Below are 23,053 nucleotides of genomic sequence, written 5' to 3' on the forward strand. Positions count from 1 at the left end.
AGTGGCGCCCGTGGATCCCGTGGCACCGGTCGCACCGGTCGCCCCGGTTTCACCGGTGGCACCAGTCGATCCCGTCGCACCCGTCGATCCGGTGTCACCAGTGGCACCCGTGGACCCCGTCGCGCCAGTGGCACCGGTCGCACCGGTCGCGCCGGTTTCACCGGTGGCACCAGTCGATCCCGTCGCACCCGTCGATCCGGTGTCACCAGTGGCACCCGTCGCCCCAGTGGCGCCCGTTGCACCCGTGGCACCGGTCGCGCCGGTTTCACCGGTGGCACCAGTCGATCCCGTCGCACCCGTCGATCCGGTGTCACCAGTGGCACCCGTCGCCCCAGTGGCGCCCGTTGCACCCGTGGCACCGGTCGCACCGGTCGCCCCGGTCGCCCCGGTTTCACCGGTCGCACCAGTCGATCCCGTCGCACCCGTCGATCCGGTGTCACCAGTGGCACCCGTGGACCCCGTCGCCCCAGTGGCGCCCGTTGCACCCGTGGCACCCGTGGCACCGGTCGCCCCGGTTTCACCGGTCGCACCAGTCGATCCCGTCGCACCCGTCGATCCGGTGTCACCAGTGGCACCCGTCGCCCCAGTGGCGCCCGTGGATCCCGTGGCACCGGTCGCACCGGTCGCCCCGGTTTCACCGGTCGCACCAGTCGATCCCGTCGCACCCGTAGCCCCGGTGTCACCGGTCGCACCAGTGGATCCCGTGGCACCGGTGGCACCCGTCGCACCCGTAGATCCGGTCGCGCCAGTCGAACCCGTTGCGCCGGTCGCACCCGTAGCCCCGGTGTCACCGGTCGCACCAGTGGATCCCGTCGCGCCCGTGGAACCCGTCGCACCAGTCGAACCTGTAGCCCCGGTCGCACCCGTAGATCCGGTCGCACCCGTAGCCCCGGTGTCACCGGTCGCACCAGTGGATCCCGTGGCACCCGTCGATCCCGTCGATCCCGTCGCGCCCGTGGCACCCGTCGATCCCGTCGCACCCGTAGATCCAGTTGCGCCAGTTGCGCCAGTCGAACCCGTAGATCCGGTGGCACCCGTATCACCCGTTGCGCCAGTCGAACCCGTTGCGCCGGTGGAGCCAGTCGCGCCGGTTGCACCCGTGGCACCAGTCGCACCCGTGGCGCCTGTAGCGCCAGGGCCACCCGGACCGCCACCGCCGGCATGGCCGTCGTCACCATCCGCTCCGGCAACCCCGTCGTGACCGAAGATCCCGCCCTGGCCGCCGTCGCCACCGAGCCCACCGTCACCCGCGTAGCCGCCCACACCGCCGACAGCCCCTGGGCCACCGGCTCCGCCGAAGCCGCCGTTGCCGGCATCGCCGCCGGCGCCACCGTTACCGCCGTTGCCGATAAGCGTTGCGCCATAACCGCCGACGCCGCCATCGCCACCGTCACCGCCCGCGTGGCCGGGCCCGCCCGGGACGCCCAGCAACACACCGTTGCTTCCATTGGCACCGCTGGCGCCATCGCCGCCCAGGCCGCCGTCGCCGCCGTTGCCGAAGAAGAAACCGGTGACGTTGCCGCCGTCACCACCGTCGCCGCCAGCGCCCCCGGTGCCGTCACCCAGCAAAACGCCGGCGCCACCGTCGCCGCCGTCACCCGCGATGCCGTAAAGGGTGTCGCCACCGTCCCCACCGGCTCCGCCTAACAGCGCATCTCCGCCGTCGCCCGCGTTCCCGAAGTAGGCATCGCCACCGGCACCACCCACACCGAAGATGTCGGTGCCGCCGTCTCCGCCGTCACCGAACCACAATCCGCCCGCTTCGCCTGTGGCCGCAGCAAGTGTCCCACCGTCGATGCCGTCGGCGCCGTTGCCGATCAGGATGCCGGTCCCCCCGATTTGGGACCAGAACAAGTTGAAACTGTTGTCCCACTGGATGGTTAGGGGACCCAAGAAGGTCGTGCCGTTGATCCAGTCCTGCTGGAATGCATGAATCGGTTCATAGATGTACGTCTCGTACAGCTGCGCGAAATCGGTCGAGACAGCTGCCGAGCTCATGGCATCGGGACTCGACACCCCCACGAGCGCGGAGTCGACAAATGACGGGTCGATGTTCAGTGAGCCCAGTGCGGCGTCCACACTCGCCGGATCGAAGGTTGCGGCGCTGGCCAAGGCGGCATCAAGACTGTCGAGCCAGCTGGTCAGATCGAGAGCGAGTGCGGGGTCGACACTCGAGAGCGAGTTGATGATGGGGTCGATAACGAGGTCTTCGATCCCATCGGCTTTGGCCGGCGGGACGCTGAGGATCGGGCCTAGCCCGAAAGTGATGAACGCGCTGGTTGCACCGCTGAGACCAATGACTTTGCCGACGCCACGCTCTAGCGCCTTACTTGACCGCCGCTTCGCCTTCTTCTTGGCGTGTCGACCAGCCATGGTGTTCCCCTTCGAACGCGACTTGAGGTCCAGCTGAGACAGGACTCAGTTTTGGCTTTAAACCAGGCTAAAAAGCCTCAGTTTGGCTGAGGCACTGCTAGCCGGGCTCCTCTGCGATGACCACTGGGTCAAACCCTGATCACTGCAGCCGGCGTCGTGAGAGGCAATCGAAAGACCCTGAGAAAATCCCGTTAAACAGGCCGAAAGGTCCTCCGGTAAGCAGCCGCGGTGGCGACTGTGGCGGGCACCTCGGGACGCGGCTAGAGCGGTGCCGTTGCAACCACGCATTGCCCCTCCCGGCTTGCAGGTAGATTCTTCTCAGGTTTTGCTAAGGTACGACTTTGTGGGCAATCCCACAATCGAAATGCTCCAAATTCTCGGAGGAATTTTTCTACAGGTCGCTGAACAGGGATTTTGAGCGCGCAACCCTCTATCCCGCGGGTCGGAGCGGGCGGCAAACCACTCCCCTGGACCCATCGACGAGCTCCCACTCAAGCCGGGGCAACTCGACCTGACCACTTTCTCAGCTTAAACTCAGGTTTGAAGTTTCTGTGCGCTCTGCTGGTGCGGCCCAGGAATCGGCCTTTCCTCGATCGGCCAGTGGAACGGCGTCCTGACGTCCGAACGCTGAACGACGACGGCGCAGCGGCCCGGACTCGTCGTGAGTCCATGTCGACGCCTTGCATCCCAGCCACGATTCGACTCACACTTCACGTACTCCGCCGACTACAGCCTTGGGCCGAATCTTGTTCGCCCACGCAATTATCCGAGGGACGAGTCTTGCAGTTTTCCGATCCGCGACGGGTTCCGCAGTTCCCGCCTACGATTTGGCACTGTGCCCGAGCCGGTGATCGCGCGTCCCGCGATCTGCCTGAACATGATTGTCCGGAACGAGGCGCACATCGTCCATGAGGTTCTCGACTCGGTGGCGCCGTACATCACTTCGTGGGTGATCGTCGACACCGGCTCAGACGACGGAACCCAGGACGCGATTCGCAGCCACATGTCACGGCTCGGCATCCGCGGTGAGCTACACGAACGCCCGTGGCGCAACTTCGGACACAACCGCACCGAAGCGTTGGTTCTCGCCCAGGGTCACGGCGACTACATCTGGGTGATCGACGCCGACGACATAGTAATAGGCACACCGGATTTCGCTGATCTGAGCGCCGACATCTACAGCATGCGCATCGGACGAGCCGAGTTCACTTACTGGCGGCCGCAGCTGTTTCGCGACGGGGCGCGGGTGCGCTACGAGGGTGTGGTGCACGAGGGTATCGCCGGAGAACCGGGCCAAGTGCAAGCGCTGCTGCCCGGCGAGTACTACATCGAATCGCGCCGGCTCGGCTCCCGCAGCCAGGACGCTCGCAAGTATGCCCGCGATCGCGACCTCTTGCTCGCCGAGGTCGAACGTAACCCCGAAGACACTCGATCGGTGTTCTATCTGGCCCAAAGTTATTACGATTTGGGAGATTTCGTCAACGCGCGCAAATGGTACGCGCGGCGGGCCGAAATGGACGGCTGGGACCAAGAGATCTACTACTCCAAGTGGCGGGTCGCGGAGTCGATGGCGCAACTAGTAGAACCGTGGCCCGACGTACAGGACGCGTACTTGAGGGCCTGGGAGTACCGGCCGACCCGAGCTGAACCGCTGCATCTCCTGGCTCGCCGGTATCGCCTCGAGAGACGTTTCGAGCTCGGTTACCTTTTCGCCCAGCGGGCCACTCAAATCCCGCTGCCTGGTGAAGACAACCTCTTCGTCAGCGCGGACGTCTACACCTGGCGTGCGGCCGATGAACAAGCGATCTGCGCGAGCTGGATTGGCAAGCACGCCGAGGCATTCGACCTGTGCCGACAACTCGTGGCCCGCCCCGGTGTCCCCGACGACGACCGGCGCCGGGTCGCCGGCAATCGCGACTTCAGTGTCCCGAGCCTGGTCGAATCTGCATTGGCATACCCGGAGGCGGTGGTGCGGCGCCTCATCCCCAACTCCGACAACGCTGACGCGGTGGTGAGCTTGCTAGCCGGGCCCGATCAGGGCACCACCGAACAGACGCTGAATACATTTCTGCATTGCTGTCTCGACGCATGGCGGATCAAACGCGTCCTGATCCTCGATGCCGGGTTGACCGCTCAAGATCGCGCGACGCTGCAGTCCCGTTACCCGCTAGTCGATTTCATTCCGGACGTGCCCGGAGACAGTCCTGACGCCCAACTCGCACGACTGCGCAACAGTGTCGACGGACGTCTGTGGCTACACCTGGGTTTCGGCTGGCAGTTCTTTGCGGCCGAGAACTACATCACCCGGCTGGCTGCCGTCCTCGACGCCGAAACACGAGTATTCCAAGCAGGAATCAACTTCACCGATGCGGCCCAGCTGACCGGCACCTGCGCCGAGGAAGCAACCGTACGCCGCACTCCCGAAGCCGGCCGCTACGTATTGACCGACTCCGCTGCTGTCGGTCCGGCGATGTTCGATACGACGCGAATGGACTCCCGCGGCGTCGCGAACCAACACTCGATGACGGCCACACTCGACGAAGTACTCTGCATCCACTCGGGCGCCGCGCCACCGCAGCCGACGGTGAATCAACCCGACGTGGCCGGACGTCTCACCGTCCGCTCGTCGACGCGATTCGCCGTCGCTGTCGTCTCTCCCCCCGACTACCAGCACAGCGAGGTATTCCGCGAAATCGCCGAGGGCTTCCACTATGCACTTTCAACACTCGGCTACGACTCGGTCCTGACGAACCGCCTCGACATGGACGACCGTCGCACCATCGTTCTCGGCCCCAACCTCCTCGCTACCTTCGACATCGCACCCCCTCAAAACCCCATCCTGTTCAATCTCGAGCAGGTCTATTTCGAGTCGGCCGAGTCGGTCTGGATGACGCCCAAGCTGCTCGACCTGTTCCGGCGCTTCCCGGTTTGGGACTACAGTCAGAGCAACATCGACCGCCTGACGGCGCTTGACGTTCCGGATATCACGCACGTCCCAATCGGGTATGTCCCGGAACTGACTCGAATCAGCCCAGGCCACGAGGACATCGACGTACTGTTCTATGGATCGAACAGTGACCCGCGCCGGCGCGCAGTACTTGACGGCTTGCGTAGTCGAGGCCTGGACGTTAAAGAACTGTTCGGCGTCTACGGCGCTGAGCGTGACGCGTGGATCGCCCGCTCCAAAGTCGTCATCAACATCCATCTGAGCTACTACAAGGCACAGGTCTTCGAAATCGCGCGCGTGTCTTACCTTCTGGCCAACAGACGTGTCGTGGTGTCGGAGCGCGGCTCAGATTCTGCCGAGACACGTGACCTCGAGGCCGGCATAGCCTTCGCCGAGTACGACGAACTCGTTGACCGATGCGTGCAACTCTGCGGTGACGAGTCCGCCCGCCGCGAGCTCGGCGAACGTGGCTACAAAGCCTTCTCGGCTCGTAGCCAAGTAGACATCTTCCGTCGCGTTCTGGCGTCAGATCGCACATAGCGGCGCGGTCCCTTTTGCTGCTGTGCGCCAACGGATTGTGCCCCAAAGCGGAACCGCCAACGAGGCATCGAACGTGCCGGTAACTGTTACCGTTACCCGCGGAGCTCGATGCGATTCGAATTCAGTCGCGCACGTGAGGGGGCCGGGAAGGTGCACGATTTCAATCAGGCGAGTGGCACATTCCAGATGCTTGGCGTGCCATACCTGGAATTTCTGACGGCTTTGCACGCCAACCTCGCGCCGCGCACCTACTTGGAAGTCGGGACCGAGAACGGGACCTCGCTGGAAATCGTCAATTGTGACGCGATTGCGGTGGACCCGAGATTCCAGCTGCGCGCCGGGGCTACCGGCAACCGTCGACGTACATTTTTCTTTCAGATGCCGTCGGATGCTTTCTTCGCCTCAGAAGACATACCCGGTTTGCTTGGTGGCCCAGTCGATATGGCTTTCCTGGATGGCATGCACCGGTTCGAATTTCTGCTGCGCGATCTGATTGGCGCCGAAGCCGCCTGCCATTCTCGCTCACTGATACTGCTGCACGACTGCGTGCCGTTGAATCCGCGGATGGCGTTGCGGGTGTATCAGCAAGGCGAGGCCACCGAGGGCGAGACAGCGTTCTTCTGGACTGGCGACGTGTGGAAGCTGCTGCCGATTCTCAAGGAGTACCGACCAGACCTCAGGCTTCACATACTCGACTGTCCGCCGACGGGTTTGGTCGCAATAACGGGGCTCGACCCCAAATCGCGCGTGCTCGCGGATCATTACTACGAAATCGTCGACAAGCACGCGGCCCTACCCATGGACGAGATTCAGCTGAAGTCGTTCTGGGACGACCTCAGACTGACCGACTCGCGTCCGCTCTGCGAACAACCCGACCGACTGACCGAACTATTCAGCATCTTTTGATCGGTTTGTGGTCGACGCGCCAGTAGGTCCCGGTTCCATCAATGGGCAAGATCGGCGACGTAATCCCGTGACGATCGCGGAAATCGTGAACGGCTTTCGCACATGGCGGAAGGAAATAGTCGTCGACTATCACGAACCCACCGTAGGAAACCTTGCGGTAGAGGGCATCTAGCGCTTCTATCGTCGACTCATACATATCGCCGTCGAGCCTCAAGACAGCGAGCCGGTCGATAGCGGCGCCCGGCAGAGTGTCCTTGAACCATCCTTCGAGAAAGACAACCCTTTCGTCCAGAAGACCGAAGCGCCGGAAGTTGTCTTCGACGTCATCGCGAGACACCTGCAGGCGGGTATGGGTGTGGTGCTGATCGCCGGTATCGGCGGGGAAACTTTCAGGGTCCGGTGGCGGCAGCCCCGCGAAGCTGTCCGCGACGAAGACGCGACGCGCGTCGTCGCCGTAGGCTTCCAAGATTCCCTTCATGAGAATGCAGGCGCCTCCCCGCCAGACTCCGGTCTCGATGAAGTCACCTTTGATGCCGTCCAGGAGCACCGTCTCGCACGCGTGGCGTAGGTTCCGCATACGGACGCTTCCGATCATGGAAAATGACAGTGACGGCCAATCCTTGCCCAAGAGTCGCTTGTTCGGGTCGAACTCACCGCCGGACCAGATGTCGCAGGGGGCATCCTCGAAAAGCATGCCGGTCAACGAGGCCTCGAGCAGATTGAGGTAGCGCTGGACCATTCGGCCGCGTCCGTCACTCATCGTGGACCAGATTCCTAACTGAGCGTCGCTTCTCGGGACGAGATGTGGACTGAAGTTGTCGACGCTCTGGCAAGAGTAGATGAATTGGTTTCGCGATATGTGCGATACGCCGTGAACGCGACGGCCCATCACAGCCCCCGCTCCAGGCACCGATTGAACTTTCTGGAACTCGGTCATCCGGTCGAGACCTGTGATAGAGCTTCTCCTGAAAAGGCATGCCTTCAAACAGCTGGTGGCTATGGTGCAGACTTCGATCGTCAGCCCTCCTCGACATGCGCAGGGCGGGCGCCCCGCCCAACCCGGATTCCGTCCGGACATCGAGGGCCTACGTGCCGTAACGCTATTGGCGATCCTCGGTTTTCATGCCGAAGTGCCGGGCGCGGGCGGCGGGTTCGTCGGACCCGACATCTTCTTCATCATTTCGGGCTTCGTCATCACCGGGCAATTGTGGAAAGACATCGACACCACAGGCTCCGTAGGACTGCGCCGGTTTTATGCGGGACGGGCTCGCCGTCTGCTTCCCGTCTCGGCACTCATAGGCACCATCACCATGATCGGTTCGGCAATCCTGTTGCCTCCGATGCAACTTCGCAACGTGATCGGCGACGGCATCGCCTGTGCTCTCTACGTCGGCAATTACCGATTCGCCTTCCAAGGGGTTGACTATTTTGCCGCCGACCGGGCTCCTTCGCCGTTTCAGCACTTCTGGACATTGGGCGTCGAAGAGCAGTTCTATCTGATTTGGCCGGTTCTGCTGGTGGGTACGGCCTGGCTCACCATGCGTGGGCGGCGAGGCGCCAAGCTGCCGGCAGCGCCGTCGAAGAGTCCGTACATCGTGTTGCTCATTCTGATCGGGGGCGCCTCCTTCGCCTACTCGCTGTGGGCCACCGATGTAATGCCATCCATGGCTTACTTTTCCCTCCCCTCGCGGGCCTGGGACTTGGCCGCCGGCTGCCTACTGGCGCTCACCGCCCACCACTGGCGCCGGCTTCCGAAAACACCCGCCATCGCTATCGGGTGGGCGGGCTTTGCACTAATACTGCTGGCATGTAACCGATTTCGACCGACCACGCCGTACCCTGGGACCGCAGCTCTCGTGCCATTGCTCGGCACGCTGCTGGTGCTTGGCGCAGGATGCGCGGCGCCATCCGACGGGTGTGGTCGCGTCCTGGCGTGGGGACCACTACGGGCGATAGGACGACTGTCCTACTCGTGGTACCTGTGGCACTGGCCGATACTCCTCTTCGTGCCGTTATTACTGGATCGCCCAGTTGGTTTGGCGGATCGGCTGGCCGCGGTCGCCATCTCCGGTGGACTGGCCGTGTTGACATTGCACGTCGTCGAAAACCCGTTGCGATACGCCGCTCGGCTGCGTCGTTCGGCGAAAGCCAGTCTCGCACTCGGTGCCGTCGCGACCGCCGCCGCCGCGTGTGTCGGCTTCGTGATGCTGATGCTCATCCCCGCGCCCGTCGGTCGGAGCGTGGCGGCGCAGGCCTTGGACGTCACCGCAGGAACACCGTTGGTGAACGCGACAGCCGACGAATACAACAAGGCGATCCAGCGGGCCTTTGCACAGGTGCAGACCGCCGTCGCGGAATCCGCGGACCTGCCAGACGTGCCTTCGAATCTCGACCCTTCCCTGGAGGGCGCGGCCGGCGAACCGCAGCGCTTGTTCTTCGATGGTTGCCTGCGAAACTTCTTGGAAGTCGGAGTGCCCGAATGCGCGATGGCCGACACGTCGTCGTCGACGACCGTTGCCCTCATCGGCGATTCAAACGGGGCGATGTGGACGCCGGCATTGCAAGAGGTTGCCGCGCAGCGGCATTGGCGCCTGGAAATGATGGCCAAGGGTAATTGTCCGGTGATGGACTTGCCGACCATCATTTCGGGCCGCCCCTACACCGAATGTGAGCAATGGCGCAACGACGTCACCGCCCGGCTGCAGAAGGAACATCGCAGCTGATCGTGCTCAGCGTGTGGCGCCGATACGGTGCTCCGGATGTGCCCGCTCGATTCACGGCCTACGACACGGTCTGGATCGACCGACTTACCACCTTGGTGCGGCAGCTACGCGCCACCGGCGCAGGGGTTCTCGTACTCGGGCCGATCCCCGATCCGCAATCCCGTGTGCCCGAGTGCTTGTCCATACATCTCGATGATGCAACCGCGTGCTCACCGGAGAAATCGGTAGCGGTGAACCAAACCGGAATCGCGGCCGAGGCGGCTGCGGTCGACGTGGCAGGTGGTCAGTACACGGACATCACCGATCTCTTCTGCGCTGCCGATCGCTGCCCGGTAATCGTCGGCAACACGATGGTCTACTTCGACCGGAATCACATCTCACTCGAATACTCGCAACTCATGGCGCCCGCCATCGGACCTCTGGCGGACCGGGCAGTCTCCGCTCGCTGAGTAGGCGTCTGCCGATATGACGTCGCAGAAAGACGCCCATCATCGGCGCAGACGGGAGTAGGGTCGACTGGTACTCAGCGACGGCAACAGTCTGTACGTGGCGTGCCTCCTGCGGAGCGCCCGGAAGAGGTTGCCGTGAAATCCAGCCAGAATCATCCCAGCGGCTATCCGCAGCGAATTAGCGGCGCCGGTCCGAATATCCCCCCACCCGAGGATTTTTGGCGCAACCCAAACGCGGTAGCACCCCTCGGCTCACCAGCGCTGGAGGCGCCCGCCGCGGCTCGGGCTGAGCTCGCCGGCGAGACGGCGGGGTCGGCGAGCAACGGCCGAAACAGACGCAAAGCGTCACATTCGCATACCACGATCGCACTGGCCACGATTGTCGCGCTGCTGATCGGTTTCGCCGGCGGCTGGATATTTCGCGGGAACGCCAGAATCGCCGAGGCGCTCGCCATATCGAGGGTTAAATCGATCTTCAACGGGTTCGACGAGCCATCGACGCGCGGCTTCGCCAAAATTGCTACGACCGCCAAAAATTCAGTTGTCTATATCGAGGACGTAAGAGTCAAAGACAAGGTCGGCTCTTATGGTTCGGGACTCGTCATCGACAGCCGCGGCTACATCGTGACCAACAACCACGGGATCTCGCAGGCGGTCAACAAACTCGAACTGCGCACGGTCTCGGTGATATTCAATGACGGCCGTAAGGTACTGGCCAACCTTGTCGGCCGAGATCCCAAAACCGACCTGGCCGTTCTGAAGATCGACAACGTCGACAACCTCGCCGTCGCGGAACTCGGTGATTCCGACCGAGTTCAGGTGGGTGACCTGGTACTCGCGGTCGGCTCGCCGCTGGGGTTACGTACCTCGGTGACGCACGGCATCGTCAGTGCCATGCACCGGCCAGTGCCTCTGGGCGACACCGTGATCGATGCCATTCAAACCGACGCCGGGATCAACCATGGCAACTCGGGCGGCCCGCTGATCGACATGAATGCGAAAGTCATCGGCATCAATACCGCGTGTCAGATCCAGACATGCGCGGGCGGGCCGGGCTTCGCCATTCCGATCAACGAGGCCAAGGCTGTCGCCGCTGTGCTGATTCAGGACGGTCACATCAATCACCCGAAGCTCGGGGTCGCCATCCGACCGGTGAGCGAGGCTACCGACTTCGGCGCTCAGGTGGCAGCCGTGACTGCCGAGAGTCCGGCGAAGAATGCCGGAATTCTCCCGGGCGACGTGATCGTCAAGGTCGGCGACCGTTCTGTCAGCGACGCCGATGAATTTGTCGTCGCGGTCCGTCTTCTCACGATCGGTCAGCCGGCACCGGTCGAGGTGATACGGAACGGACACACCGTCATGCTGACCGTCACGCCGTACCCGGATAAGTAGTTTCGCACAGACGCTCGCATCATCGGTCGTCGCCGTGTCGCCTCTCCGCACGTCACCGGTCGACAGCTGAGAAGAATCTGAGCTGTTTAGCAAACTCCTAAGCTAAACCTCAGGTATGTTATGTCCGACTAGTCGGATGAAACGTCCAAGGAGATCGCTGTGACCCGTACTTCTCGTCCTGCCATCAGCGGCGGAATCGCCCTGGTCAGCGCCAGCCTGATCGCGATCACCCCCACCGCGGCGCCGCCGCACCACATCCTTGATCTGCCGGTCCAGCTAACCACCATCGAGCACGGCGACTTGTTCTTCCCCGAGGTCGGATGGGACGAAATGGTCGCCAACACGACCGCCAACTGGAACGGCCTGATGGAGATGTACGGGCAGAGCACCAACCTGTTCTCGCTGCCTTCGGCCGTCTACTCCGAGGGTGTGCCGAAGGTCTTCAACGACCTCGTGACGCAGCTGCAGGCGCTCGCCACCTACTCGGCCGCAGTGACCGCGCAGAACGGCGCACTGGACCCGAACACCCCGCTACCGCCGCTACCCGACTTCTTCTCAAACCCGGTGACCAACCCAGTGTCGGTGCTGACCCTCGTCCTGCAGAACGCGATCGCATCGAACTTCGCGTCGAACGCCGCCCAGGTCGGCTGGGAGGGCATTCGCCAGAACATGCTTCCGTCGTTCAACGACATCGGCACCCAATTCAGCAGCATCTCCACCCAACTCCAGACGCTGTTCACGGACGGGACCTTCTCGGTCGACGCGTTCCAGACCGATCTGACCGACATCGGCAACGACCTGACGGCGATAGGCGGTTACTTGTCGCTGGCGCCTTCGACGATTCTGAACAGCTACCTCAACGGCTACCCGATCGTCTCGGCCAGCCCTGACGGCTTGAACGGGATCGTGCCGTCAGTCGGGGACGCCTACACACTGAACGCTCCGTTCAACGAAACGACGAATGTCGCCATCACGCCGTATTTCGGCCTGCTCACCAATCCGTTTGCGGCGTTCACTGAGAATGTCGGCGGGTTCGGCGACGGCGCCTCGCCGAGCTTCCTGGGTACCGCTCCGATGATCACCGGCACTCTGGCGTCGCTGCTTCAGACTCAGCAGACATTGGCCCACGAACTGCTGACGGTGACGTCGACGATCCCGGGCAGCGGTGTCGACGCGCCGCCGGTCACGGACGCGCTGACCATCCTGGGTCCGGACAGCATCAACATCGACCTCGACCTACTGGGAATCCCCGTCGTCGGTGACGTGATCAGCGGGATCAACACCGCCATCGACTCGGTCAACTCCGCAGTGAGCGAACTCATCGGCTACCTCAACACTTTCGTGAGCGGCACGTTGGACGCTGTCGTCAACCCCTTCATTGGAGCCGTCGACGGTGTCATCGACCTGATCAACGCGATTCCCGGAGTCGACATCGATGCGATCGGTGAGGTCAGCCTGACGATTCCGACGATCCCGGAAATTCCGAGCATCCCGACTGACATCGCGGGAACGATCGGGCTGCCGGATGTAACCGCACCAGGTGTGCCCGCGTACGTCTGGGATTTGGCCATGCACCAGATGGCCATTCTCGGCAGCATGGCCAGCATCGCCGCACCGGTCACCGGAACGGTGAGCAGCGACGGCATCGGCAACTTCCTTGCGCCGGACGCGATCATGAATCTCGGTTCCATTTTCAACGCCACCATGGAGAGCATCCTGGGCGACGGACCGTTGGCGATCACCGCGACTTTGCCGCTCGACTGGACGGACCTGATTGCCACCAGCCTGGCGAACTTGTTCACCGGCTGACACCGGACGAGTCCTAGATCGCGCTGAGACAGTCGCGGGCGATCGCCAGCTCCTCGTTGGTCGGGATCACCAGCACGGCGACCGGCGAGGAATCGGCAGAAATTCGCCGAGCCCCGCTGGCATGCTGTGAGTTTCGCTGCTCATCGAGCTCGATACCAAGGCCTTCCAGCCCACGCAGAACGTCCAGGCGGACCGCGGCGTCGTTTTCTCCGACGCCGGCCGTGAAACTGATGGCATCGGCGCGACCCAGAACCGCCAGATACGCGCCGACGTATTTGCGCAGTCGGTGCACAAACACGTCATAAGCCAATTGCGCTGCGCTGTCGCCGTTCTCGATCATCGCCCGCAACCGCCGAAAATCCCGCTCGCCGGCAAGGCCGAGCAACCCGGAACGGTTGTTGAGCATGGACCCGACGTCGTCGACGCTCATGCCCGCTTCGCGATGCAAGTAGCTGATGATGCCCGGATCGATGTCACCGCTGCGGGTTCCCATCACCAGACCTTCCAGCGGCGTCAGTCCCATCGACGTCTCCACCGGCCTCCCACCGGCGATCGCGGCTGCGGACGCGCCGTTACCCAGATGCAGCACAATCTGATTCAGCTCGTCCCAGGGTCGCTCCAGGAACGCGGCGGCCTGCTCGCCGACGTAGCGATGGGATGTGCCGTGGAACCCGTATCGCCGGATGTGCCACTTCTCTGCGACTTCGCGATCGATGGCGTAGGTCGCCGCGGCGCCAGGAAGGTTGTGGAAGAAGGCGGTATCGAACACCGCGACGTGCGGAACCTCCGGCAGCATCGCGCGGGCGACCTCGATGCCTTGCAAGGCGGGCGGATTGTGCAGCGGCGCAAGCATCGACAGCTGTTTCAGCTCGGCAATGACGTCGGCGTTGACGACGGTGGGCTGGTAGAACACCGGCCCGCCGTGCACCACCCGGTGCCCAACCGCGACCAGCCCGCACGTTTTCAGATCGATACCACCGTCGGACAACGCGTCGAACGCCACCTGCAGTGCGGCGGCGTGATCCGTGGTCGGCGACGACGGCTCACCGATGCGCTCGACGGTGCCGTCGGCCAGTGATCTACCCGAATCGGGTTCGATCAGTTGATATTTCAGCGATGACGAGCCGGCGTTGAGTACGAGCACGGTACTCGTCATGTGACACCCTGCGCCTGGATCGCGGTGATCGCGACCGTGTTGACGATGTCTTCGACGAGAGCACCCCGTGACAGGTCGTTGACCGGCTTGTTCAAGCCTTGCAGCACCGGGCCGATCGCGATCGCGCCGGCGCTGCGCTGCACCGCCTTGTAGGCGTTGTTGCCTGAATTGAGATCGGGGAAAATCAGCACGGTGGCCCGGCCGGCCACCGGGGAGTCGCGCAGCTTGGTGGCCGCGACCGAAGGCTCGACGGCGGCGTCGTACTGGATGGGTCCTTCTACCAGCAGCTCCGGAGACCGGCTGCGGACCAATCCGGTTGCTTCCCTTACTTTGTCGACATCGGCGCCCGTGCCCGATTCGCCGGTGGAGTACGACAGCATCGCCACCCGCGGTTCGATGCCGAACTGCGCCGCGGTCTGTGCCCCGCTGATCGCGATGTCGGCGAGCTGGTCGACGGTCGGGTCGGGGACGATCGCGCAGTCGCCGAAGGCCAGCACCTGATCAGGCAGGCACATCAGGAACACGCTGGACACCGTCGAGATACCGGGCGCGGTGCGGATGATCTCGAAAGCCGGGCGAACGGTGTGCGCCGTCGTGTGCGCCGCCCCCGACACCATGCCGTCGACCATGCCGTTGTGCACCAACATGGTGCCGAAATACGAGACGTCGTGGATGACCTCGCGGGCCTGCTCAACGGTGATGCCCTTCTTGGCGCGAAGCTGGGCATACTGCTCGGCGAACTGGTCGCACAGTTCGCTGGTTCGAGGGTCGAACACCGTTGCGTCGTCCACATTGACGCCGAGTTCGGCTGCGCGAGCACGGATCTGCTTTTCGTCGCCGAGGATGGTGAGGTCGGCGAGACCGCGCTGCAGCACCCGGCCTGCGGACTTCAGAATCCGGTCGTCGTCACCCTCCGGCAACACGATGCGCTTGCGGTCCGAGCGGGCCCGTTCGCGCAACTGGTAGGTGAACATCTGCGGTGTGGTCACCTTGGGAATCGGAATGGCCAACTGCGCCAGCAGATCCGCGAGGTCGACGTGGGTCTCGATCAACTCCAGCGCGGTGTCGATTTTTCGCTGCGACGACGTGGTGACTCGGCCGCGGGCCGACCCGACCGCGGTGGCGGTGTCGAAAGTGCCCAGCGTGGTGGCGATGATGGGAAGCCGCAGCCGCAGGCCCGCGACCAGCGCGCCCGTCGACCGGTGCAGCTCGAGGCCACCGTTGAGAATGATGCATGCCAACGACGGAAACCCGTCGGCGGCATGGGCGCTCGCGACCGCGAGAACCACGTCGGAGCGGTCGCCGGGGGTAACCACCGCCACGGCCCCATCGAGACGCTCGAGAACATGGTCGGCGGTCATGCCGGCGACCACCACGCCCATCACCTCGCGGTTCATCAGCGCGCTGTCACCGTTGAGCACGGTGCCGTCGACCGCCGCCTGCAGATCGGCAACCGTCGGTGCCACCAGCAAGGGCTCCTCTGGCACCGCGTAGGTCTTCGGCGCGAGCGTTCTCAACGCCTCGGTGATCGCAGCCAATTGCGTTGGTTCGCAACGGTTGGCGACGACGGCGGCAGTATGCGCGTGCTGACTGCTCAGCTCCGTCAGGCACACCTCGACGGCGTGCACCAACTGCTCGGCGCTGCGGCCTTTGGCCCGCATCGCCAGCACCACTGGCGCGCCCAGATTGACCGCGATGCGCGCGTTGACGCTCAGCTCGGCGGGGCTGGTGACATCGGTGTAGTCGCTACCGACGATGACCACCGCGTCGCACCCGTCGGCCATCGCGTGATAGCGCTCGACGATGTCGTCGATCGCGCCGTCACGGTCGGCGTGCAACCGCTGGTAATCGACACCGATACAGTCTTCGTACGGCAGGTCCGCGGTGGCGTGCGCCAGGAGCAGTTCGAGAATGTAGTCGCGATCACCACCGTCGGCACGCGTGATGGGCCGGAACACACCGACTTTGGCGACGGTGGCGGCCAGCCGATGCAGGATCCCCAGCGCGATCGCCGACTTGCCGCTGTCACCTTCCGGCGCGGCGATGTAGATGCCGGCCGGCGACGATGCGGGCCGCGTAGAGGCCCGAGGAGGAACCGGCCCATCAGACCCGGCCGGCCCATCAGACCCGGCCGACTGCGGTGAACTGGAAGGCACGCCGGGATTCAGCCCAGCCGTCGCAACCGAGGCTCGAGATCCCGCTGGAACAACTCCAGGAAGCGGCGCTGGTCGTGTCCCGGCGCGTGGAACACCAGGTGGTTGAGGCCCCAGTCGACGTAATCCTTGACCTTGGCGACGGCCTCGTCGGGATCGGAAGCCACAATCCAGCGCTTGGCGACCTGTTCGATCGGCAGCGCATCGGCAGCCTTCTCCATCTCGATCGGGTCGTCGATGCTGTGCTTCTGCTCTGCGGTCAAAGACAGCGGCGCCCAGAATCGGGTGTTCTCCAGCGCCAACTCCGGGTCGGTGTCGTAAGAGATCTTGATTTCGATCATCCGGTCGACGTCATCGGGGTTCTTGTCCGCGGCTTCGGCGCCTTCGCGCATGGCGGGGATCAGCTTGTCCTTGTAGAGCTCCTCGCCCTTGCCGGACGTGCAGATGAATCCGTCACCCGCGCGACCCGCGTACTTGGCCACCTGCGGGCCGCCCGCGGCGATGTAAATCGGGATGCCGCCTTCGGGCACGTCGTAGATCGAGGCGCCCTTGGTCTTGTAGTACTCGCCCTCGAAGTCGACCCGGTCGCCCAGCCACAGTTCACGCATCAGCCGAACCGATTCACGCAGCCGGGCGTAGCGCTCCTTGAACTCCGGCCACTCTCCCTCGTAACCGGTGGCGATCTCGTTGAGCGCCTCACCGGTGCCGACTCCGAGGAAGATCCGGTCCGGGTAGAGGCAGCCCATGGTGGCGAAGGCCTGCGCGATGACGGCCGGGTTGTACCGGAACGTCGGCGTCAACACCGAAGTGCCGAGCTGAAGCCGCTTGGTGCGCTCCCCGACGGCGGTCATCCACGCCAATGAGAACGGCGCGTGTCCACCTTCGTGTCGCCACGGTTGAAAGTGGTCGCTGACCGTCGCGCTGTCCATGCCGTGCTCTTCGGCGGCGACCGCCAGCTCGACGAGTTCCCGCGGGGCGAACTGCTCCGCCGACGCCTTGTATCCGAGTTTGAGTTCAGCCACGATGTCGTTTCTACTCCACTCCTTCGGCGCGCGGCCCGGTGCCTAGACTCCGGGATATGGCACCGGTAGTGAAAGCCGTCACCGAACACGTGCACCTCGCCCAGGGCGGCGCGGTCAACTGGACGCTGGTCACCGATGAACGTGGGGTCATCCTGATCGACGCCGGTTATCCGGGTGACCGCGAGGACGTCATCAGCTCGCTGCGCCAACTCGGATACCAGCCGGGCGACGTGCGGGCCATTCTGCTGACCCACGCCCACATCGACCACCTGGGTTCGGCGATCTGGTTCGCCAAGGCCCATCACACGCCGGTGTACTGCCACGCCGACGAGGTCGGCCACGCCAAGCGCGAGTACCTCGAGCAGGCATCACCGATCGACGTGGCGATGAATCTGTGGCGGCCCCGCTGGGCGCGGTGGACCGCCCACCTGGTGCGTGACGGCGGGTTGAGCCGCGAGGGAATTCCGAGCACGCTGCCGCTGACCGCCGACGTGGCGGCCACACTGCCGGGCAACCCGATGGCCATCCCGACGCCGGGCCACACCGGCGGGCACTGCTCGTATCTGGTCGACGGAGTGCTGGTCAGTGGTGACGCACTGGTCACCGGACACGCCCTGCTGGCCCGGAGCGGCCCGCAGCTGTTGCCGGAATTGTTCAGCCACGACCAGGCCGGCTGCATCCGCAGCCTCGCCGCGCTCGCCCTGCTCGACACCGAACTCCTGGTGCCCGGCCACGGCGATTTATGGCGCGGTCCGATCCGCGAAGCCACCGAGCGGGCTGCCGCGCTGGCGCGCTGACCGGTCACAATCGGATCACGTAGCCATCAGAATTCTTTAAGAGACGCGTACGTAGTCTAAGAGAAATTCGCTCCCCGCGGCCTCGTGTGCACCGCAGCTCACATCCATAGCCCGAATTGCCGTTGCGGCAATGGTTTCCGGCGATGCGGCCCGCCAGGTCTCACGTACCTTGGTCTATAGGTCCTCGGCAACCTGTACTCACAGTGCGACCTAAAGGAAAAACACATCATGAAATTCAGTGGCAAATCCGCGCGCCGCAATGCCGTTGGCTGCTGCTCGCTGCTCGCCGGTCTGGCTGCAAGCGCCGTCGTCGCGCCGACAGCCTGGGCGGCTCCAGACTGCAGCGCCGCCGGTGTCTCGAACACAGTGAGCGCGGTGACGGGCTCGGCTTCGCAGTACCTGAACAACCACCCGGGAGCTGACGCGGTCGTCACCGCCGCGAGGAATCAGCCGCGCGGCCAGGCAGCGACAGATCTGCGTAACTATTTCACCGCGCACCCGCAGGAGTACGTCGAATTGCGAGGCATTCTCGCGCCCATCGGTGACACCCAGCGACAGTGCAACACCTCGGTGCTGTCGCCCGATCTGGAGTCGGCCTACAACGAGTTCATGGCCGGCTGAGGCCACCCATTACCGAAATCGACGCTGGCGTTCGAACGTTCGAGAAAGACCCGCGCTAACGTCGATCTCGGCGCCGAAGATCGCTGAAAGTCGCTAGAGCCCGAGATGCTCGCGAAGCGTGGTGCCGCCGTATTCGGTACGGAACCCTGAGCGTTCCTGCAGCAGTGGCACCACGCTGTCGACGAATTCGTCGAGTCCGTGCGGGGTCAGGTGCGGAATGAAGATGAATCCGTCACAAGCATCGGCCTGGATGTAGCGGTCGATCTCGGCGGCCACGTGCTCGGCGGTTCCGACGAACTGCTCCCGGCTGGAAACCGCGATGATCAGCTCTCGAATCGAAAGGCCCTGTGCTTCAGCACGTTCACGGTAACGACGGGCGACCTCGATCGGATCTCCGTGTCGGACCCGGCCCTGGGTGATGCCGACGTCGCCAGTCGGGTCGTCGCTCGGCAGCGGGCCGTCCGGGTCAAAGTCCGAGAGGTCACGGCCCCACACTTGCTCCAGCATCGCAATCGCCGTCGGTCCGCTGATCTGCTGACGGCGGATGACTCGCGCCTTCTCCTGCGCGTCCGCCGCGCTGTCACCCAGGACGAAGGTCGCAGCGGGAAACACCCTGAGCTCGTCGGGGTCTCGGCCGAACGACGCCGTCCGCCTCTTGACGTCCGCGTAATAACGCTGCCCGTCTTCCAGCGATCCGTGCAAGGTGAACAACGCATCGGCATAGTGCGCGCCGAAGTTACGGCCTTCGTCGGAGTCGCCGGCCTGCAACAGAATTGGATGTCCCTGCGGGCCACTGGGCAGAGTGGCGACCCCACGTACGTCGAAGTGCGAACCATGATGCTCGACGACGCCGATCCGATCAGGTTCGGCGTAGACACCGGCATTGACGTCAGCACGGACGGCGTCCGGCGCCCAGCTGTCCCAGAATTTCCGCGTCACCGCGAGGAACTCCTCGGCCCGCTGGTATCGGTCGGCATGGCCGAGGAATCCGCCGCGCCGGAAGTTCTCCCCGGTGAAGGCGTCTGACGAGGTGACGATGTTCCAGCCCGCTCGACCGTCGGACAACTGGTCCAGGGTGGCGAATTGCCTTGCAACCTCGAACGGTTCGTTGAAGGTCGTGTTGATCGTCCCGGTCAGGCCGAGTCGGTCGGTGACCGCGGCCAGCGCCGCCAGCACGGTGAAGGTGTCTGGGCGGCCCACCACGTCGTGGTCATAGATCAGGCCCCGGTGCTCACGCAGTCGCAGTCCCTCGGCCAGAAAGAAGAAGTCGAACAAGCCGCGTTCCGCGGTGCGGGCCATGTGCGCGAACGACTCGAACTCGATCTGGCTGCCCGACTGCGGATCGGTCCACACCGTGGTGCTGTTGACGCCCGGAAAATGGGCTGCCAGATGAATAGGTTTGCGCTGATTGCCCTCTCGGATACTCATCCACCGATACCCCAGCGCTTGGCAAGTAGTTCGTGCGAACGCAGACGGGCCTGATGGTCATGCGTTACCGAGGTGACGACGAGTTCGTCGGCACCGCTGAGACGCTGCAACGCCGACAGGCGTTCGGCCACCTCATCAGGGTCACCGACGAACTGGGTCTCCAGCCGGTCCTTGACCACCGGCAGCTGCTCTTCGGTCAACGGCGCAGTGTCACCGGGCGCCGGGTAGGGCACCGCACCAACACCGGTACGGATCGAATACACCCACTGCCCATAGCCGGACGCGAGTTCCCTTGCGGTGGCGGTGTCATCGGCGACCACTACGTCGGCGGACACCACGACGTAGGGCTCTTTCAGCGTTGCCGACGGAACGAAGGTGTCCCGGTAGGCCTCGATGGCTTCCAGCGCGGTCGCCGGCGTGATGTGGTAACTCGCGACGAACGGCAGGCCGTGCGCACCGGCAAGTCGCCCACTCTGGCCCCGGGTACTGCCAAAGATCCACGGCGCCAATCCCGATTGCTCGCCCGGCACCGCGTGCACATCGAAACCGTCCACTCGGTAACTGCCGTCGAGCATTGCCAGGATGTCGCCGAGTTGATCGGCGAAGTCGGGTGCCACCGCCTCCGGCTGTTGCAGGACGCCCATGGTGGCCAGAACACGCTCGGTGTCGAGCAGCCCTTGCAGGTTGAAGGGCAGCGGTATCACCACACCGTCGACCTCGCGCCACTGGCGGGGTGGGCGGTCCTTGCTCGACGGGTGCTTGGGTTTGAAACCGGTGTCGCGGCGCTGACCACGACCCAGGCCGAGGTCGATGCGGTCCGGGTAGAACGCGCCCAGTGTGCCGAAGCTTTCGACGACCGCCGCGGCGGTGGTGTGGCCGAGCTGGACCGCGGCCGATCCGACCCGAATCGTGTTGGTGGCCGCGGCGATCTGCCCGATCAGCACCGCGGGCGCCGAGCTGGCAACCCCGACGAAGTGGTGCTCGGCGATCCAGTAACGGCGATACCCCCACCGCTCCGCGTGCTGGGCCAGGTCGATGGTGTTGCGCAATGCTGTCGCAGCGTCGCTGCCGGCACTGATCGGTGACAGGTCCAGGACGGACAGGGGTGTGAGAGTCACGAGTTCACTTCCGCATAGCGGTTGGGCGCAATGGGCAGGCCGAGTCGTTGCCGTAACGTCTCGCCCGGTTTGTAGGTCGTACGAAATCGGTTGGCCCGCTGCAACAGCGGCACCACGTCGTCGACGATGACCGGAAGGTCTGTGACGTTGACGGCCGGCCGCAACCGCGCGCCGTCGATACCGCGCTGCTGCCAGGCGAGCAGCAGCTCGACCACGTCGGCCGGACTCCCGTCAAAAATCAAGGCATCCGAACCGAATCCGGTGTCACCACCGAACGTCACAACCAGGTCGGCGTACACCTTGAGACCCTGTCCGCCGGCCGACTTGACCTCGTCGAGGATCGCGTCGAGTGAGACGTCGTCAGTGGGCGTCACGAACACCAGATCAGCGCTGGACGCGGCAAACTCATAGATGCGCGGCCCGTGCGCCAGGGCAGCGACCACCGGCTGGCCTTGCGGTGGGCGCGGGGTGATCGACGGACCCTTCACCGAGAAGTGCTTGCCGCGAAAATCGATGTAATGCAACTTTTCCCGGTCGATGTAACGCGCCGTCGCGGCGTCGCGAATGATCGCGTCATCCTCCCAGCTGTCCCACAATCGGCGGACCACCTCGACGACATCGGCGGCCTCATCGAACAGTTCGTCGCCATCTGCGGGGGCATCGCGCCGTCCGAACAATGCGGCCTCATGTGCGGCCGAACTGACCCGCGGCTGCCAGCCCGCCCGGCCGTGCGACACATGGTCCAGCGTCGCGATGGCTTTGGATAGGTGGAAGGGCTCGGTGTGGGTGACGGTAGCCACCGGGATCAGCCCGATGTGCTCGGTGACCGGCGCGATCCGCGCGGCGACCAGTACCGCGTCGGCGCGCCCGGCCAGCCGCCGCGGGCTGACCGGCTCGCGCCGTCCCGGTTGGGGTTGCAGGCTGTCGTCGATGGTGAGGAAGTCCAGCAGACCCCGCTCGGCAGTGGCCGCAAGACCGGACCAATAACGACCGGACAGCACCGACTCCGTCGCAGGATCACCGGCCAGCGTGGGACGCCACGCATGCGGGTGCCACCCGTAGCCGTCCAGGGCAACCCCGAGGTGCAACGGGTGGCCTGTACTCACGACAAGACCTTGACGAACGCGATCGGAAACACCGGGCCGCGCGCGGGCAGGGGTGCCGGAAGTCGGGTGTATCCGGTGGATACGTAGAGCGCCTCGGCCTCCGGCTGGCGGTGACCGGTCGTCAGATAAACCCGCCGATAACCGCGCTGGGCAATGACGTTCTCCAATTCCACCAGCAGCGCGGTGGCATAACCCGCGCGCCGATGCTCCCGGCCGGTCCAGATCCGCTTGAGCTCGGCGGTCTGCGCGTCGAAGCGCTGAAACGCGCCGCCGGTAACCGCGACGCCGTCCACCTCGCCGATCAGGAAACCGCCGTCGGGGGGCGCGAACTCCGCGGCCGGGACCGACTTCAACCAGGCCATGACGGTTGGTGTCGTGCTCTCGTAGCGCTGGGCGTACTCCACCGCCAACTCGTCCAGCAGTGGTTTGGCCCTCGGGTCGTCCGCAGTCACCGTCACGAAGCGGAGCTGCTGGGCGGGCGTGATAGGTGACGGCATCACTTCATTTCTAACG

Annotated in this window: 17 protein-coding genes; 8 read left to right on the forward strand and 9 right to left on the reverse strand. The window is 64.3% G+C overall.

Going from position 1 to position 23,053, the window contains the following annotated elements:
- Positions 1-2,373, reverse strand: a 2,373-nt coding sequence (locus CYU59_RS02055; RefSeq protein WP_292975325.1) for a collagen-like protein, incomplete at its 3' end; no start/stop codon positions are given.
- 835 nt (positions 2,374-3,208) lie between these two features.
- Between CYU59_RS02055 and CYU59_RS02060 the strand changes: the two genes are divergently transcribed.
- Positions 3,209-5,860: a glycosyltransferase gene (locus CYU59_RS02060; RefSeq protein WP_292975327.1), complete on the forward strand. Its 2,652-nt coding sequence runs from the start codon at positions 3,209-3,211 to the stop codon at positions 5,858-5,860.
- Between the two features lie 108 nt (positions 5,861-5,968).
- Entirely contained in the window at positions 5,969-6,766 is a 798-nt protein-coding gene (locus tag CYU59_RS02065) for a class I SAM-dependent methyltransferase (RefSeq protein ID WP_292975330.1), read from the forward strand.
- Here the strand turns inward: CYU59_RS02065 and CYU59_RS02070 are convergent.
- Positions 6,753-7,526, reverse strand: a complete 774-nt coding sequence (locus CYU59_RS02070; protein WP_292975333.1) for a TylF/MycF/NovP-related O-methyltransferase — start codon at positions 7,524-7,526, stop codon at positions 6,753-6,755. The two genes, CYU59_RS02065 and CYU59_RS02070, sit on opposite strands and share 14 nt — an antisense overlap.
- A 238-nt stretch (positions 7,527-7,764) precedes the next feature.
- On the opposite strand from CYU59_RS02070, the gene CYU59_RS02075 reads away from it, so the two are divergent.
- The 4 genes from CYU59_RS02075 to CYU59_RS02090 all read left to right on the forward strand — a co-directional run bounded on the left by CYU59_RS02075 (position 7,765) and on the right by CYU59_RS02090 (position 13,139).
- Positions 7,765-9,489, forward strand: coding sequence for an acyltransferase family protein (locus CYU59_RS02075; protein ID WP_292975336.1), 1,725 nt, complete (start codon positions 7,765-7,767; stop codon positions 9,487-9,489).
- Between the two features lie 38 nt (positions 9,490-9,527).
- The gene (locus tag CYU59_RS02080; protein WP_292975339.1) at positions 9,528-9,938 is read left to right on the forward strand and encodes an SGNH hydrolase domain-containing protein; all 411 of its coding nucleotides are present in this window, start codon (positions 9,528-9,530) and stop codon (positions 9,936-9,938) included.
- Between the two features lie 135 nt (positions 9,939-10,073).
- A complete protein-coding gene (locus tag CYU59_RS02085; protein ID WP_292975341.1) occupies positions 10,074-11,330 on the forward strand; it encodes a trypsin-like peptidase domain-containing protein in 1,257 nt (418 codons plus the stop codon).
- Positions 11,331-11,489: 159 nt separating this feature from the next.
- Positions 11,490-13,139 carry a hypothetical protein gene (locus CYU59_RS02090; protein ID WP_292975345.1) on the forward strand — a complete coding sequence of 550 codons (1,650 nt, stop codon included), beginning with the start codon at positions 11,490-11,492 and terminating at the stop codon, positions 13,137-13,139.
- Between the two features lie 13 nt (positions 13,140-13,152).
- Here the strand turns inward: CYU59_RS02090 and CYU59_RS02095 are convergent, their stop codons facing one another.
- From CYU59_RS02095 to fgd, 3 genes are all read right to left on the reverse strand, one after another.
- Complete coding sequence (locus CYU59_RS02095) at positions 13,153-14,295, reverse strand: acetate kinase (RefSeq protein WP_292975347.1); 1,143 nt, start codon at positions 14,293-14,295, stop codon at positions 13,153-13,155.
- Positions 14,292-16,346: a phosphate acetyltransferase gene (pta, locus tag CYU59_RS02100; RefSeq protein WP_292975623.1), complete on the reverse strand. Its 2,055-nt coding sequence runs from the start codon at positions 16,344-16,346 to the stop codon at positions 14,292-14,294. Before pta ends, CYU59_RS02095 begins: the two co-directional genes overlap by 4 nt.
- A gap of 113 nt (positions 16,347-16,459) precedes the next feature.
- On the reverse strand, positions 16,460-17,470 hold the full coding sequence (fgd, locus tag CYU59_RS02105) for a glucose-6-phosphate dehydrogenase (coenzyme-F420) (protein ID WP_292975350.1): 1,011 nt from the start codon (positions 17,468-17,470) through the stop codon (positions 16,460-16,462).
- A 56-nt stretch (positions 17,471-17,526) separates the two neighbouring features.
- Here fgd and CYU59_RS02110 point away from each other — a divergent pair, with 56 nt between their 5' ends.
- Positions 17,527-18,267: an MBL fold metallo-hydrolase gene (locus tag CYU59_RS02110; protein WP_292975353.1), complete on the forward strand. Its 741-nt coding sequence runs from the start codon at positions 17,527-17,529 to the stop codon at positions 18,265-18,267.
- A 228-nt stretch (positions 18,268-18,495) separates the two neighbouring features.
- Entirely contained in the window at positions 18,496-18,888 is a 393-nt protein-coding gene (locus CYU59_RS02115; protein WP_292975355.1) for a heme-binding protein, read from the forward strand.
- 93 nt (positions 18,889-18,981) lie between these two features.
- Here CYU59_RS02115 and CYU59_RS02120 read toward each other — a convergent pair whose 3' ends face one another.
- Genes CYU59_RS02120 through CYU59_RS02135 form a run of 4 tightly spaced genes read right to left on the reverse strand, consistent with a single transcriptional unit; the run spans position 18,982 to position 23,037 of the window.
- Positions 18,982-20,316, reverse strand: a complete 1,335-nt coding sequence (locus CYU59_RS02120) for an NtaA/DmoA family FMN-dependent monooxygenase (RefSeq protein WP_292975357.1) — start codon at positions 20,314-20,316, stop codon at positions 18,982-18,984.
- On the reverse strand, positions 20,313-21,434 hold the full coding sequence (locus CYU59_RS02125) for an LLM class flavin-dependent oxidoreductase (protein WP_292975359.1): 1,122 nt from the start codon (positions 21,432-21,434) through the stop codon (positions 20,313-20,315). The genes CYU59_RS02120 and CYU59_RS02125 overlap by 4 nt, the downstream gene beginning before the upstream one ends.
- Positions 21,431-22,540, reverse strand: coding sequence for an LLM class flavin-dependent oxidoreductase (locus tag CYU59_RS02130; RefSeq protein ID WP_292975361.1), 1,110 nt, complete (start codon positions 22,538-22,540; stop codon positions 21,431-21,433). The genes CYU59_RS02125 and CYU59_RS02130 overlap by 4 nt, the downstream gene beginning before the upstream one ends.
- Positions 22,537-23,037 carry a GNAT family N-acetyltransferase gene (locus tag CYU59_RS02135; protein WP_292975363.1) on the reverse strand — a complete coding sequence of 167 codons (501 nt, stop codon included), beginning with the start codon at positions 23,035-23,037 and terminating at the stop codon, positions 22,537-22,539. The genes CYU59_RS02130 and CYU59_RS02135 overlap by 4 nt, the downstream gene beginning before the upstream one ends.
- Positions 23,038-23,053 lie beyond the last annotated feature (16 nt).

The organism is Mycobacterium sp. (assembly GCF_002863225.1).
Classification (GTDB): Bacteria; Actinomycetota; Actinomycetes; order Mycobacteriales; family Mycobacteriaceae; genus Mycobacterium.

What these genes read in the sequence shown, in the direction of transcription:
- CYU59_RS02070 (WP_292975333.1), bottom strand. Translation starts at nt 7,526, where the DNA reads ATGAGTGACGGACGCGGCCGAATGGTCCAGCGCTACCTCAATCTGCTC.
- CYU59_RS02075 (WP_292975336.1), top strand. Translation starts at nt 7,765, where the DNA reads ATGGTGCAGACTTCGATCGTCAGCCCTCCTCGACATGCGCAGGGCGGG.
- CYU59_RS02115 (WP_292975355.1), top strand. Translation starts at nt 18,496, where the DNA reads ATGAAATTCAGTGGCAAATCCGCGCGCCGCAATGCCGTTGGCTGCTGC.
- CYU59_RS02065 (WP_292975330.1), top strand. Translation starts at nt 5,969, where the DNA reads ATGCGATTCGAATTCAGTCGCGCACGTGAGGGGGCCGGGAAGGTGCAC.
- CYU59_RS02135 (WP_292975363.1), bottom strand. Translation starts at nt 23,037, where the DNA reads ATGCCGTCACCTATCACGCCCGCCCAGCAGCTCCGCTTCGTGACGGTG.
- CYU59_RS02095 (WP_292975347.1), bottom strand. Translation starts at nt 14,295, where the DNA reads ATGACGAGTACCGTGCTCGTACTCAACGCCGGCTCGTCATCGCTGAAA.
- CYU59_RS02110 (WP_292975353.1), top strand. Translation starts at nt 17,527, where the DNA reads ATGGCACCGGTAGTGAAAGCCGTCACCGAACACGTGCACCTCGCCCAG.
- CYU59_RS02120 (WP_292975357.1), bottom strand. Translation starts at nt 20,316, where the DNA reads ATGAGTATCCGAGAGGGCAATCAGCGCAAACCTATTCATCTGGCAGCC.